This is a genomic window from Streptomyces virginiae, assembly GCF_000720455.1.
GTDB lineage: Bacteria > Actinomycetota > Actinomycetes > Streptomycetales > Streptomycetaceae > Streptomyces > Streptomyces virginiae.
On the sequence record NZ_JOAK01000024.1, the window covers coordinates 1 to 13,017 of the forward strand.

The following is a 13,017-nucleotide window of genomic DNA, read 5'->3' on the forward strand; positions in this document are numbered from 1 at the left end:
AGGGGGGACCCTGTGGGAGAGTAGGACGCCGCCGAACAATCATTGTGGGAAAGCCCCGCACCAGCCCGTTCAGGGTTCGGTGCGGGGCTTTTCTGCGTTTCAGGGGTGCTGTTGTTGCATTCCGAAGCGGGCCAGGTAGTGCCAGACCCGCTTGAGGGCCTGTTCTTCGTACCGGCCCGTGCGGGCTGCCTCGCCCAGGATGCGGGGGGTCAGCCGGCCCCCGACGGCGATGTCCGCGCCGAGGTCGACGTACTCCTGGCCGCGGTATTCGGGGTGGCGGCGGAGTTCGTCGACCGTGAGCCGGAAGCCCGGGTGCCATTCCACCGGGCAGGGCAGTCGGGCGGCCGCCGCCTCGACCGGCGTGTCCCGGTAGCTGGGGTCCAGTACGAGGGCGGCCACATCGCGTTCCAGCAGGACCGGTGTGTGGACCTGGGCTTCGATGTAGTCGTCGAGGGCGTCCTGGTCGTCGGCTTCGGCCAGCGCGATCAGGGACATGCGGTCCGCGACGCCGAAGGATTCCGGTTCGAGGTAGCTGTCCGGGTAGCAGAACGTGGTCAGCGGCAGGGCTGCCGGCGTGAGGCGGAAGTGGGCCGAGCCGAAGCGCGGTGCGGCGCCGGCCGGGTTGTGGCGGAAGTTCAGGGCGCCGTAGACCGGACGGGACTCGGGTGGGGCGTCGTCATACGCTCCGCCGAATATGCGGCTCTCCCAGAGCCAGCGGGCGCCGCCCGGGTGGGCGGTGAGACCGCCGTTGCCGGTGCCCGTGACGAACTGGGAGCGGTACACGCCGTCCTCCGCCAGGGAGGCGAGGATCGGGCGGTCTCCCGACCAGCGGTCGGGGTGGAAGTTCAAGGTCACCGCGAGGGTCGGGTCCAGGGGGCGGCCGAAAGAGCGCGCGGTGACGTGGTCGATGGCTCTGACGTGCGGATTCATGGGTGAAGTCTGGCTGATGGATGGTTAGGATCACCGCTCATGAACGAACTCCAGCATGTGATACGTCCGGTGCGCGCCGATGAGTGGGAGAAGGTCAAGGAACTGCGGATCGCCGGGCTCAAGGACCCTGCGGCTCCGGTCGCCTTCCTCGAGACGGTCGAGCAGGCCGAGGGGCACCCCGACGAGTTCTGGCGGGGGCGGGCCGAGGGCGCGTCGCACGGGCGGGCCGCCCGGCAGTTCGTCGCCGAGGCCGCCGACGGGCGGTGGGACGGCTCGGTGACCGTGCTCGTCGAGGAGGGCGGGACCGTCGACTTCTTCGACCAGGACGTCGAGCGGACGCAGGGCCATGTGGTCGGGGTGTTCGTACGGACCGAGCAGCGCGGGACCGGACTGACCGAGGCCCTGTTCGCCGCCGCCCTGGAGTGGGCCTGGGGGCTGGAGGAGCCGGCCCTGGACCGAGTACGGCTCTTCGTGCACGAGGACAACGGCCGGGCCGGCGCCTTCTACCGGAGGTACGGCTTCGAGCCGACCGGTGTCGTGGTGCCCGTGCCCGGGAACCCGGGCGCCAAGGAACTGGAGTACGTGCTCCGGCGGCCCGCAGGCTAGAGGTCGGCTCCGGGCCAGCGGGAGCGGGCCTGTTCACGGCTGCGGCACAGGGCCAGGAGGGGAAGCGTGTCCCCGGTCAGCAGCTCCGGGAGCTGGGGGATCGGGGCCACGGCCGCCACATCGTCCAGCACCAGGGACAGTGGTGGGTCGAGCCGACCGTGGGATGACCGTGCGGCCATGCGGCGGCCGTGCTCGACCACGTGAGAGGCGAGTGCGGTCAGCAACGGCATCGCACCCGGGTGGGTACGGGGATCCTCCAGAGCTTCACCCACCAGGTAGAGGGTTCCCCCTTCGGCGACGAATGAAGCCAAGGTGAGGGCATCTGTTCGGTTCGGATTGCAGGCCTCGCGGATGTGGATCGAGGTCAGGCAGGAGAGGGCACGGGCCGTCAGGTTCAGGGCGAGCTCGCGGCGTTCCGGGTGCGCGGTGAGGGCGCTCTCCAATTCGCCGGCGGCGCCCGCGGCGGCCTGGGGGTGGGTGCGCAGGATGCGTACCGGGTCCTGGCCGCTGTTGCCCTGGGTCCAGCGGTGGAGTTGCTTGAACGGGCGGTCGTCGAGGGCGGCGGCCTGGAGCCAGCTGCGCAGGAGCGTTTCGGCGGTGTCGGCCACGGCCTCGTCCATCCGGGCCTGCGGGCGTACGGGGGTCAGCAGGGCGACCGCGCGGGCGGCGGCGGTGTCGCGGTCGGCGCAGCCCTCGGCGGGGTTCCAGTGCATGCGGGCCGGGGTGTCGCACAGGTGGGAGGGGTCGTAGAGGAGCACCGGGCCGAGTTTGGCGCGGGCGTCCTTGGTCTCGGCCCAGAGGGCGGGAGAGGACGTCACGACCAGGGCCGCGCCCTCCGTCTCGGCGATGCGGTGGGCTGCGACGCGGTGGCGGTCGTCGGGGCCGCCGTACGTGATCCCGTGCGGGGCGAGGGCGGGCGTGACGGTGGTGGCTGCCGGCCCGGGGGCGTAACCGAAGCCGTAGCGGTAGGCGTCATCGGTCGGGCCGGTGTGGGTGGCGGGGGCGCTGCCCCCGGACCCCCGCGTCTCGAACGCCGGCGGGGCTGGAACCGCGGGGGCGCTGCCCCCGGACCCCCGCGTCTCGAACGCCGGCGGGGCTGGAACCGCGGGGGCGCTGCCCCCGAACCCCCGCGCCTCAAGCGCCGGCGGGGCTGGAACCGCGGGGGCGCTGCCCCCGGATCCCCGCGCCTCGAACGCCGGCGGGGCTGGAACCGCGGGGGCGCTGCCCCCGGACCCCCGCGCCTCGAGCGTCGGCGGGGCTGTATTGGGCGTCGGCGCGGTTCGATGGGCCGGCTCCGGTAGCGGGGTTGCCGGCGTGTGCTTCGACAGGGCGTGGCGGGACTTGGTGCGGGCCACCACGCCGATGACGAAGACCGTCAGGACGAACAGGATCAGCAGCTGGCTGACGAACAGGCCCCAGAAGAGGCCCCAGCCGGAAAGGGCCGCCGGGTCGGTGTCCGGCCAGGCGCCCGGGATGTCGTGGGGCTGCCCTATCAGGGCGCGGACGGCCGCCGGGGTGCGGGTGAAGGTGACGGTGTCGGGCCAGGAGCCCTTCGCGAAGAGCGCGGCCAGGCCGGTGGCCGTCCAGACGAGGACGGCCAGGCCGAGGAGGAAGGCCAGGAGGGCGACCAGCAGGCCGTCCGGGATGCCGCCGCCGCGCGCGGGGGGTTCCGTACGTCGTGCGTCGTGCATGGTCAGGCCACCGTGGTCGCGGATCCGGGGCTGCCGCCGCGGCTGCGTTCGATCGACAGGGCGCGTTCCTCCGCTTCCAGTTCGGCGGCGAGGAGGTCGGCGGGGAGGCGGGGCGGGGTCGAGGACTCGGTCATGGCGCGGTCGGTGAAGACCAGGGGGCGTTCGGCTTCGGTGATCAGGTGTTTGACGACCTGGACGTTGCCGTTGACGTCCCAGACGGCGATGCCCGGGGTGAGCGTGGGGATGATTTCCACCGCCCAGCGGGGCAGCCCGAGTACGCGGCCCGTGGCGCGGGCCTCGTCGGCCTTCTGGGCGTAGATGGTGCGGGTGGAGGCCATTTTGAGGATGGCCGCGGCTTCGCGTGCGGCGGCGCCGTCGACGACGTCGGAGAGGTGGTGGACGACGGCCACGAAGGACAGGCCGAGACGCCGGCCGAACTTCAGGAGGCGCTGGAACAGCTGTGCGACGAACGGGCTGTTGATGATGTGCCAGGCCTCTTCGACGAGGAAGATGCGCTTCTTGCGGTCGGGCCGGATCCAGGTGTGCTCCAGCCAGACACCGACGATCGCCATGAGGATGGGCATGGCGATGGAGTTGCGGTCGATGTGGGAGAGGTCGAAGACGATCAAGGGGGCGTCGAGGTCGATGCCGACGGTCGTGGGGCCGTCGAACATGCCGCGCAGGTCGCCGTCGACGAGGCGGTCGATGACGAGCGCGACGTCGAGGCCCCAGGCCCGGACATCGTCTATGTCGACGTTCATGGCGAGTGCGGATTCGGCTTCGGGGTGGCGCAGTTGCTCGACGATGTCGGTGAGGACGGGCTGGCGGTCGCGGATGGTGTCGACGACGTGGGCGTGGGCGACCTTGAGGGCGAAGCCGGCGCGCTCGTCGAGGCCGTGGCCCATGGCGACTTCGATGATGGTGCGGAGCAGGGCGAGCTGCCCGGTCGCGGTGATGGCCGGGTCGAGGGGGTTGAGGCGGATCCCGGAGTCGTTGGCGGCGATGGGGTCCAGGCGGATGGGGGTTATCCCCAGCTGCTGGGCGATGAGGTTCCATTCGCCGACGCCGTCTTCGCCCTGGGCGTCGAGGACGACGACCTGGCGGTCCTTGAAGCGGAGCTGGCGCAGGACGTAGGTCTTCTCCAGGGCGGACTTGCCGTTGCCGGATTCGCCGAGGACCAGCCAGTGGGGGGCGGGGAGCTGCTGTCCGTACAGCTGGAAGGGGTCGTAGATGTAGCCCTTGCCGCTGTAGACCTCGCGGCCGATGATGACGCCGGAGTCGCCGAGGCCGGGGGCGGCGGTGGGGAGGTAGACGGCTTGCGCCTGCCCGGTGGAGGTGCGTACGGGCAGGCGCGTGGTTTCGACTTTGCCGAAGAGGAAGCTGGTGAAGGCGTCCGTCAGCGCTGTCATGGGATCTCGCATGGGCGGGTCTTCCCTCCAGCTAGCGTCGGATGCCGGTGGCGAACGGCAGGGTGTTGACGAAGGCGCGGTGGTGCTCGCGGTCGCACCATTCCAGCTTCAGGTAGGACTTGCCGGCCGAGGCGCGGATGGTCCGCTTGTCGCGGGCGAGGGCCTCCGGTGAACGCGAGGACACCGTGATGTACCCGACCAGGTTGACTCCGGCAGCGCCGCTGGCGAGATCTTCACCCCTCTGGTCGAGCCGGCCGTGGGCGGCGATGTCGCGGGGGTCGACGGTGCGGTTCATCTTGGCGGCGCGGGAGGCGTCGGCCTCGTCGTTGGTCTTCTCGGTGAGCATGCGCTCGATGGCGACCTCGGTGGGTTCCAGGTCCATGGTGACGGCGACGGTGCGGATGACGTCGGGGGTGTGGACGAGGAGCGGGGCGAGGAAGTTCACGCCGACGGGGGTCATGGGCCATTCCTTGACCCAGGCGGTGGCGTGGCACCAGGGGGCGCGGGTGGAGGACTCGCGGGTCTTGGCCTGGAGGAAGGTGGGTTCCACCGCGTCGAGTTCGGCCGGCCAGGCGTTGCGCTTGGTCATGGCCTGGATGTGGTCGATGGGGTGGTCCGGGTCGTACATGGAGTGCACGAGGGAGGCGAGGCGGCCCTGGCCGAGGGGCTGGCGGACGCGGATGTCGGCTTCGGCGAGGCGGGCGCAGATGTCGGTGAGTTCGCGGGCCATGACGATGGCGAGGCCGGCGTCGCGGTCGAGCTTGCGGCCCTTGTGGGGGGTGGTCGCGCGGGCGATGGTGACGGCTTCGGCGGCCAGGTCGCGGGTGTAGTGCATGCAGGCGACGAGGTAGGCGCGGTGCTGCTCGGAGGAGGTGGACACCATCGACTGGAGCTGGTCGTAGGAGTCGCGCAGCCAGACGGGGGCCTGGGTGTCGCCGCGTTGGGCGACGTCCTTGGCGTGGGCGTCGGGGTCGGCGGGCAGGGTGCGGGCCAGCATCTGGAGGCGGGTGACGAAGCCGTCGCCGTTGGCGACGTGCTTGAGGAGGGTGCCGAAGCGGTCGACGAGGGCTTCTTGGTCCTCGCTGTCGCGCAGGCCCACGCCGGGGCCCTCGATCTCGATGGCGGCGGTGACGGTGCGGCGGTCGGCGTGGAGGAGTACGGCGATCTCGTCGGGGCCGAAGGGGGCGGCGAGCCAGTTGATGCGGCCGATGCCGGGGGGCGGGCCGACCTCGACCTCGCGGCCGTCGGCGGCGCGGACGCCGGCTTCCATGGCGCCGGAGCGGTAGGTGGTGCCGCGGCGCAGGGTGCGCTTGTAGCTGCGGCTGATCTCGAACCAGCGGTAGAAGGTGCGGCCCTTGTAGGGGACGTACACGGCGGCGAGCGCGAGGAGCGGGAAGCCGACGAGACTGACGATGCGCAGGGTGAGGTCGGGGACGAGCAGTCCGCTCATCATGCCGAAGAACGCCCCGGTGATGATGAGGGCGATCTCGCCGGTCTCGCGGTTCTTGCCGACGATCGCGTTCGGCCGGGCGCGGCCGATGAGATACGTGCGGCGGGGCGCGACCGGGTGCAGCTGGTGGGACTGGGTCGTCAACGCCCGTCACCTCCTGTGTTCCTCGTGCTCGAGCTCGTGCGGGGCGGGGGTGCGGCGGAGGGGACAGATCCGCCGCCGGCCCCGCCGCCGGAGGTGGGGCGGCTGCTGTGGGCGGCCACGCCTCCGGAGAGGGGGTTGGCGGGGCGGGGCGCGCTGCCGCCGCCGTCGCCTCCGCGGTGGGCGCCGCGGCTGCTGTGGGTCTTGATGCCCTGGGAGACGAGGGAGGCCGGGGAGCTGATGACGGCGGCGGCCTGGGCTCCGTCGGTGGCCTTGCTGCGGCCGGCGCGGGCGGAGGCGATCTCGTCGCCGAAGCCGGGGACGAAGCGGTAGATCATCGCGGAGGCGAAGATCGCCAGGAGGATGATGGAGAGGCCGGTGACGACGGCGGAGAAGGCGTTGGGGCCCTGTTCGCCGGTGAGGGCTCCGGCGAGGCCGAGGACGATGACGATGACCGGCTTCACGAGGATGACGGCGATCATGATGCCGGCCCAGCGGCGGACGTGGCCCCAGAGGTTGCGGTCGACGAGCCCGGAGTAGACGACGACGCCGAGGAGGGCGCCCACGTAGAGGAGGGCGGCCCGGATGAAGAGTTCGAGGAAGAGGATGCCGGCGGCGAGGACGGTGACGAGGGCGACGACGATCAGCATGATCGGGCCGCCGCCGATGTCGTCGCCCTTCTTGAGGGCCTCGGAGAAGGAGCCGAAGAAGACGTCGGTCTGGCCGCCGGTGGCGGAGGCGATGACCTCGGTGACGCCGTCGGTGGCGGAGACGACGGTGTAGAGGATCAGGGGGGTGAAGGCGGAGGCCAGGACGGTGAGCCAGAGGAAGCCGATGGCTTCGGAGATGGCGGTGGTGAGGGGGACGCCGCGGACGGCTCGCTTGGCGACGGCGAAGAGCCACAGGACGAGCGTGAGGATGGTGGAGGCGGCGAAGACGACGGCGTACTGCTTGAGGAAGGTGGCGTTGGTGAAGTCGACGTTGGCGCTGCCCTTGACCGCTTCGCTGAGCTTGGTGACGATCCAGGCTGCGGCGTCGGCGCAGCCCTTGGCGAGGGAGGCTAGGGGGTTGAGGGCTTCAGCGCCGGTGGAGTCGAGTCCTCTGCCGGAGGTTCCGCCGGTTGCTGCGCCATCGCCCTTGAGGCAGTAGTCCTTGGCCGACCCGATCAGGAGATCGCAGTCCTTGTTCACGGCTGGTGCCGAGGGGGACGGCGTCGGTGTCGGGTTCGGGGCGGCGTGGGCGCGGGTGGCCAGGACGACGAGGGCGGCGTGGGCGGAGGAGATCACGCCCAGCCGGGCGGGAAGCCGGAGGCTAGCGGGCATAGGTGAATCCTCCGAATTCCTTGATGGCCTTGCTCATGTCGTCGGACGTCGACACGGGGACATCGCCGGGAACCGGGGCGGGCCCGTCCTGTTGGGTGTCGTCGACGACTTTCCAGTCCTCGCCGATCCAACTCAGTTCGAAGGTCCAGGTCTTCCAGAGGGTCCGGACCGGGTCGGTGGACTTGGTGCCGGACATGCCGATCAGGCCGGTGTACCAGACGGAGACCTTCGCGGCGGTCGGCGTGTAGCTCTCGACGCGGGTGCCGATCGGGACGGTACGCGTGACGAAGGTGCTGCCCTGAGGGGCGTTGCCGTTCGCGTCGAGGCCGAGCTGGGCGAGGAACGCCGCCGAGTAGGCCTCGTCCTGCGGGGCCTTCATTCTGGACGCCACGTCGGGTGCGTAGATGCCGTCGACGAGGGCGTGCCGGGTGGTCTTCCTGAACATGCCGTCGGAGCCGAGGGCCACCGCGTAGTTGGCGGCGGCCGATTGGGCGCCCTGTTCGTCGTGGGCGAAGCCCTTCGGGATGCCGGCGGTCCTGCCGGTGACGGGGTCGGTGCCGGTGGCCGAGGTGGAGGTGGCGGACGGGGTGTCGTCCGCGGGTTTGGCGTCGGGGGTGTCGGGGGCCTGGTTCGCGAAGGCGATGGCGGCGATGAGGAGGACCACCACGCCGACCACGGTGACCAGGCTGCGGGGGGCGCGGGAGGTGCGGCGGGCGGGGCCGTACGGGTCGGCGGGGGCCTCCGGGAGGCGGGTGCGGGTCTGGCCCGTGCCGCCGACCTCGCCGTGGCCGCCGCCGCCGTACTGGTCGTCGTTGCTCATTCCGTTTCCGCCCCCTCCGCGTCGTACGACGGTAGCGCTGGTTCCCGCGTGGATGCGGTGTGGTGAGTCCTCATCAGGTCGGGGCCACCGGTGGTCGGTCGGGCTAGACGGCCATTCCGTAGACGATCGTGAAGAGCGTGCCGAGGGAGCCGATGATGAAGACGCCCGTGAGGCCGGCCACGATCAGGCCCTTGCCCTGTTCCGCGCTGAACGTGTCGCGCAGGGCGGTCGCGCCGATGCGCTGTTTGGCCGCGCCCCAGATGGCGATGCCGAGGCAGAGGAGGATCGCCACGGCCATGACCACCTCGATCATGACCTTCGCTTCGTTGCCGAGACTGCCGAACGGCCCCCAGTTCGGGGCGATTCCGCCGATGATGGTGGTGATGTCGCCCTTTTCGGCTGCCAGGATCATGTAACTCACCGCCCCTGTATGGGTAGTTCCGGAGGCCCGCTGCCCGACGGCAGGGGTCACGCACTATCTTCGCTGATGAAACCGCCGCCGTCGTCGACTTGTCGGCTCTCTTTACCCGATCTCCCGGCCCGCGACCGGCTTCCGCGCTCTGACCTGGGCCGGGCTGCCGTCCATCCGCAAGAACGTGCGGTCACTCTGTGTATCACGGGGGGTGACGCCGGGCAATGATTGCCCTCTCGGCGTACGGGGGGCGGGGCGAGTGGCCGCCGTTCGGAGCAGTGGGGTCGCGTGTCGTTGGGCCGAGTCGCTGACATAAGTCCGACATTCCGTCAGTATTCCATCCGTACGCCGGATCGCGGGTGAAGCTCCACGTCGTCAGCTGGGACGACGCAGGGAGTGAACGATGGGTTCCGTGTTCGGGGCGGCTCGGCGCGTGTGGCCGGCCGGGGGTCTGGCCGTGCCGTTGGTGCTGGTCCTCGGGGGTGTTCAGGCGCCCGCGGCGGCCGCCGTGCGGGAGGCCGCGCCGGTGGTGGCCGAGGTGTGCGGAAAGACGGGGGCCGCTGCCGCGAAGGGCGGGCCGAAGGGGGCGGCGGGTGGCCGCGGTACGGCCTGTCCGGCGCCGCGCGGGGGGACGAAGCCGAAGGCCGAGCGGGGTCCGGCGGGGCCGCCGGGGCCGTGCGTGGACATCGACACGGTCGGGGTTCCGGGGTCGATGTCGGGTGCCGAGTACAGCGCGGCGCTGACCCGGGGGCGGACGTACGTCGGCTATCGCAGCGCGCCGACCGGTGCCTATGCGTGGAAGGACCTGACCAACCACCGGCAGACGCCGGGGTATCCGAGGAACGCCTGCGGGGTGGCCGTCAAGGTCGCCGACCGGGTCTACGTGAAGGTGCTCACCACCGCCGGGGCGGTGTTCGAGACCTCGTGCACGCTGACGCTGACCTGCACCCTGGGCTGGGCCGCGGTCATCAATCCCTGAGGCCGCCGCGTTGTCAGTGGGGTGCGGCACGCTGAGGGGATGACGACTACCTGGACTCTTGCGGATCTCGAGGCTGCCATTCGGGCGGGATGGTCCGCCGAGACCTGCGAGCCGGCCGACATCAGCCGGGTGCCCTGGACTCCGGAGAATCCGGCCTGGGGGCAATGCGACATCACCGCCCTGGTCGTGCAGGACCTCGTGGGCGGGGACCTGGTGCTGGGCGAGGTGTTCCACGGGGGGCGGCAGGAGGGCTACCACTGGTGGAACCTGCTGCCCGGGGGCATCCGGGTCGATCTGACGCGGGAGCAGTTCCGGCGGGGTGAGACGGTCACGCCCGGGCGCGTGGTGAAGCGGCCGGGCGGGCGGCTGAAGCGGCGGTGGGAGGAGTACCAGCTGCTGCGGCAGCGGGTGATCGACAAGCTGGGGCCGTTGCCGGGGGTGATGGTGGCGCGGGACGGGCGGCGCCTGGCCTACACGGATTTCGGCGGGCCGGGCGCGCCGCTGCTGGCGCTGCACGGGCACTTCGGGGCGGGGGCGGACTTCGAGCGGCTGGCCCGGGAGGTGGGTCCGGCGTGGCGGGTGATCGCCCTGGACCAGCGTGGGCAGGGGGATTCCGACCGGGCGGGGGAGTACACGCGGGAGGGGTACGTCGCGGACGCGGCGGCGCTGCTGGAGCACGTGGGGCTGGGGCCCGCGGTGGTGCTGGGGCATTCGCTGGGCGGGGTCAACGCCTACCAGCTGGCCGCGCGGCGGCCGGACCTCGTGCGGGCGGTGGTGGTCGAGGACATCGGTGCGGTGGTCGACGGCGACCTGTCGTTCGCGCGGGCCTGGCCGCGGCGGGCCACGACCCGGGCCGGTTTCCTGGCGGGGCTGGGGAGCTCCGCGCCGTATCTGGAGGGGGCGGTACGGGAGTACCCGGACGGGTGGGGGACCGCGTTCGAGGTGGAGGACATGGTCGAGTCCCAGCAGGGGCTGAACGGTGACCACTGGGGGGACTGGCTGGCGGTGCGGACGCCGACGCTGCTGGTGCGGGGGGACCGCAGCGGGGTGCTGTCGGCGGAGCACGCGCGGGAGATGACGGTGCGCAGGGCGGGGGTGCGGCTGGTGGAGTTGCCGGCGGGGCACGCGGTGCGGGTGGGGGACCCGGAGGGGTACTTCGCCGCCGTGCGGGCCTTCTTGGCGCGGGTGGGGCGGGGAGCGGCTGTGTGATCTCGGCTGGTCGCCGGGTCGCCGGGTCGCCGGATCGCCGGATCGGGGCGTCGTGGGTCGCCCCTTCGCGGGGCGTAGTCGCCGGGGCGTGGGGCCGCGGTCGTGTGCGTCGTGCGGCCCTGGGGGTGGTCGGGCGGTGAGTGGTTCGTAGGGTGCTCCTGGGCTGCCCGGCGGGCGTGACGCAGGTCACGGGAACTCTGTCGGGGGTGCCGGACAGCCGACAGGAGTGACCACAGAGATGCGAACCCGGGTGCGGTCCGGTGATCCGGACGCCTATGCGGAGCTGTTCGACAGCTACTCCCGCACCCTCTACAACCATGCCTTCCGGATGACCGGGGACTGGGCCGTCGCGGAGGACGTCATGTCGGCGGCCTTCCTGGAGGCGTGGCGGCTGCGCGGCACGGTCGATCCCGAGGGCGGCTCCCTCCGGCCCTGGCTCCTGGGGATCACCACCAACATCGCCCGCAACCACTGCCGCAGCAACCGCCGCTTCCGGGCCGCCGCCGCGGTGGCCGCGGCGGCGGCGGGTGCCGCGGCCGTGCCCGATCACGCCGAGGAGGTGGCCGGGCGGCTGGACGACCGGCGGCAGATCGCGGCCACGCTGGCGCAGTTGAGCGCGCTGCGCCGGCCCGAGCGTGAAGTCCTCCTGCTGTGCCTGTGCGAGGGCCTGGAGTACGCCGAGGCCGCCCGGGTCCTCGGCATTCCGGTGGGAACCGTGCGTTCCAGGCTGTCGCGGGCCCGTACGAAGCTGCGCAAGCTCGCCGACGCGGAACTGAAGAAGAACGGACGGGAACTCGCGGCCCGGTCCCGACAGGCATATGAGGACCGCGCGAAGGCGGTCCGGTCCGCACAGGAGGGAATCTGATGAACGCCGACCTTTCCCGGCGCCGCCCGGCCGGCCGGGAGGAGGACTCGCTCCCCCTGCCGTTCGCCGAACGGGAACTTCCCGCGGGCCGCCACCAGTTCCACAAGGAGCGACTGATGGCGCAGATCCACGAAGACCTCCGAGCCGCCGACGCCGGCCCCGCGACCGTCCGTGGGACGAGGGCGCGCGGCCCCTTCCTGCGCAGTGCGGTCCTCGTGCCCGCCGGGGCCTTCGCCCTGGCCGGCGCGCTCGCCGCCGGCTTCCTCACCTACGTGGACGGGGGCGGCGCGGACGGAGCCGGCTCCACCATCGCCACGGGTCCGGCGATGACCACCCGGATCGGCACCGCCGACGCCAAGGGCACGCCGCAGCTCCTGGACCGCATCTCCCTGGCGGCCGCCACGTCCGGCGGTGCGCCGAAGGTGCGCGCGGACCAGTTCATCTACATCGGCAGCAAGACGGCCACCACGTACGTGAAGACCGTCGGGGACAAGAGCACCCTGGTCAGCCAGGAGCTTCACATGCGACACCAGTGGAACTCCCCGGACGGCCTCGACGGCTGGCTGATCGAGCCCGGCAACACCGGCCCGAAGGGCGTGACGCTGGCGGGAAAGAACGAGAAGGGTGAGACGCCCACGCCGTACCTGAACGCGCCCAGCCACAACTACCTCGCCACGCTGCCCACCGACCCCGACGTGCTCCTGAGGAAGATCTACGAGGAGACCCGGGGGATGGGCACCGGACCCGATCAGGAGGCCTTCACCACGATCGGCGACCTGTTGCGGGGCACGTACCCGTCGGCCGAGCTGGCGGCCGCGCTCTACAAGACCGCGGCGAAGATCCCGGGGGTGGTGACCGTGGAGGACGCGGTCGACGCCGCGGGCCGTCACGGGATCGCGGTCGCCCGGCTGGAGGAGAAGACCGGGCAGCGGGAGGAGTGGATCTTCGACCGGGAGACGCTCGCGTTCCTCGGGGAGCGGGTCGTCCAGGTGCAGGGTGAGGCCGGCGAGGAGGGGCTGATCAAGCCGGGCACGGTCGTGTCCACCAGTGCCGTGGTGAGCCGGGCCGTCGTCGACCGGTTGAAGGAGGTTCCGGGGTCGGCCGGCTGACCCTTCGCTGGCCGCGGGCTCGGCGGATCCGGGGCCTGCCGGTGCGTTGCCGGGTGCGGCGCCGTTGCGGGGGC

General features: G+C 71.9%; 13 protein-coding genes. 5 read left to right on the top strand and 8 right to left on the bottom strand.

Features of this window, described 5'->3' with window-relative positions; translation table 11 throughout:
• Positions 1–99 precede the first annotated feature (99 nt).
• Complete coding sequence (locus IG86_RS0128615; protein ID WP_030900716.1) at positions 100–930, bottom strand: DUF3626 domain-containing protein; 831 nt, start codon at positions 928–930, stop codon at positions 100–102.
• Positions 931–969: 39 nt separating this feature from the next.
• Between IG86_RS0128615 and IG86_RS0128620 the strand changes: the two genes are divergently transcribed.
• Complete coding sequence (locus IG86_RS0128620) at positions 970–1,536, top strand: GNAT family N-acetyltransferase (protein WP_030823101.1); 567 nt, start codon at positions 970–972, stop codon at positions 1,534–1,536.
• Here the strand turns inward: IG86_RS0128620 and IG86_RS0128625 are convergent.
• The 7 genes from IG86_RS0128625 to IG86_RS43710 all read right to left on the bottom strand — a co-directional run bounded on the left by IG86_RS0128625 (position 1,533) and on the right by IG86_RS43710 (position 9,474).
• Complete coding sequence (locus tag IG86_RS0128625) at positions 1,533–3,227, bottom strand: P-loop NTPase family protein (protein WP_030900718.1); 1,695 nt, start codon at positions 3,225–3,227, stop codon at positions 1,533–1,535. The two genes, IG86_RS0128620 and IG86_RS0128625, sit on opposite strands and share 4 nt — an antisense overlap.
• 2 nt (positions 3,228–3,229) lie before the next feature.
• A complete protein-coding gene (locus IG86_RS0128630) occupies positions 3,230–4,648 on the bottom strand; it encodes an ATP-binding protein (RefSeq protein ID WP_030823107.1) in 1,419 nt (472 codons plus the stop codon).
• Positions 4,649–4,667: 19 nt separating this feature from the next.
• Entirely contained in the window at positions 4,668–6,230 is a 1,563-nt protein-coding gene (locus IG86_RS0128635) for an SCO6880 family protein (protein WP_030659119.1), read from the bottom strand.
• Complete coding sequence (locus tag IG86_RS0128640) at positions 6,227–7,549, bottom strand: hypothetical protein (RefSeq protein WP_030900721.1); 1,323 nt, start codon at positions 7,547–7,549, stop codon at positions 6,227–6,229. The genes IG86_RS0128635 and IG86_RS0128640 overlap by 4 nt, the downstream gene beginning before the upstream one ends.
• Positions 7,539–8,369, bottom strand: a complete 831-nt coding sequence (locus IG86_RS0128645) for a DUF8175 domain-containg protein (protein WP_030900723.1) — start codon at positions 8,367–8,369, stop codon at positions 7,539–7,541. Before IG86_RS0128645 ends, IG86_RS0128640 begins: the two co-directional genes overlap by 11 nt.
• 103 nt (positions 8,370–8,472) lie before the next feature.
• Positions 8,473–8,781: a hypothetical protein gene (locus IG86_RS0128650; RefSeq protein WP_008742356.1), complete on the bottom strand. Its 309-nt coding sequence runs from the start codon at positions 8,779–8,781 to the stop codon at positions 8,473–8,475.
• A gap of 486 nt (positions 8,782–9,267) precedes the next feature.
• Complete coding sequence (locus IG86_RS43710) at positions 9,268–9,474, bottom strand: hypothetical protein (RefSeq protein ID WP_167751171.1); 207 nt, start codon at positions 9,472–9,474, stop codon at positions 9,268–9,270.
• Here IG86_RS43710 and IG86_RS43715 point away from each other — a divergent pair.
• The 4 genes from IG86_RS43715 (at position 9,461) to IG86_RS0128675 (ending at position 12,943) form a co-directional block, all read left to right on the top strand.
• On the top strand, positions 9,461–9,760 hold the full coding sequence (locus tag IG86_RS43715; RefSeq protein ID WP_167751172.1) for a hypothetical protein: 300 nt from the start codon (positions 9,461–9,463) through the stop codon (positions 9,758–9,760). The two genes, IG86_RS43710 and IG86_RS43715, sit on opposite strands and share 14 nt — an antisense overlap.
• A 39-nt stretch (positions 9,761–9,799) precedes the next feature.
• The gene (locus tag IG86_RS0128665) at positions 9,800–10,969 is read left to right on the top strand and encodes a YunG family protein (protein ID WP_078906071.1); all 1,170 of its coding nucleotides are present in this window, start codon (positions 9,800–9,802) and stop codon (positions 10,967–10,969) included.
• A gap of 238 nt (positions 10,970–11,207) precedes the next feature.
• The gene (locus tag IG86_RS0128670) at positions 11,208–11,834 is read left to right on the top strand and encodes an RNA polymerase sigma factor (protein WP_030659111.1); all 627 of its coding nucleotides are present in this window, start codon (positions 11,208–11,210) and stop codon (positions 11,832–11,834) included.
• A complete protein-coding gene (locus IG86_RS0128675) occupies positions 11,834–12,943 on the top strand; it encodes a CU044_5270 family protein (protein WP_030823119.1) in 1,110 nt (369 codons plus the stop codon). Before IG86_RS0128670 ends, IG86_RS0128675 begins: the two co-directional genes overlap by 1 nt.
• The last annotated feature ends 74 nt before the right edge of the window (positions 12,944–13,017 follow it).

What these genes read in the sequence shown, in the direction of transcription:
- IG86_RS0128630 (WP_030823107.1), bottom strand. Translation starts at nt 4,648, where the DNA reads ATGCGAGATCCCATGACAGCGCTGACGGACGCCTTCACCAGCTTCCTC.
- IG86_RS0128665 (WP_078906071.1), top strand. Translation starts at nt 9,800, where the DNA reads ATGACGACTACCTGGACTCTTGCGGATCTCGAGGCTGCCATTCGGGCG.
- IG86_RS0128650 (WP_008742356.1), bottom strand. Translation starts at nt 8,781, where the DNA reads ATGATCCTGGCAGCCGAAAAGGGCGACATCACCACCATCATCGGCGGA.
- IG86_RS0128615 (WP_030900716.1), bottom strand. Translation starts at nt 930, where the DNA reads ATGAATCCGCACGTCAGAGCCATCGACCACGTCACCGCGCGCTCTTTC.
- IG86_RS0128670 (WP_030659111.1), top strand. Translation starts at nt 11,208, where the DNA reads ATGCGAACCCGGGTGCGGTCCGGTGATCCGGACGCCTATGCGGAGCTG.
- IG86_RS0128645 (WP_030900723.1), bottom strand. Translation starts at nt 8,369, where the DNA reads ATGAGCAACGACGACCAGTACGGCGGCGGCGGCCACGGCGAGGTCGGC.
- IG86_RS0128620 (WP_030823101.1), top strand. Translation starts at nt 970, where the DNA reads ATGAACGAACTCCAGCATGTGATACGTCCGGTGCGCGCCGATGAGTGG.
- IG86_RS0128625 (WP_030900718.1), bottom strand. Translation starts at nt 3,227, where the DNA reads ATGCACGACGCACGACGTACGGAACCCCCCGCGCGCGGCGGCGGCATC.
- IG86_RS0128675 (WP_030823119.1), top strand. Translation starts at nt 11,834, where the DNA reads ATGAACGCCGACCTTTCCCGGCGCCGCCCGGCCGGCCGGGAGGAGGAC.
- IG86_RS0128640 (WP_030900721.1), bottom strand. Translation starts at nt 7,549, where the DNA reads ATGCCCGCTAGCCTCCGGCTTCCCGCCCGGCTGGGCGTGATCTCCTCC.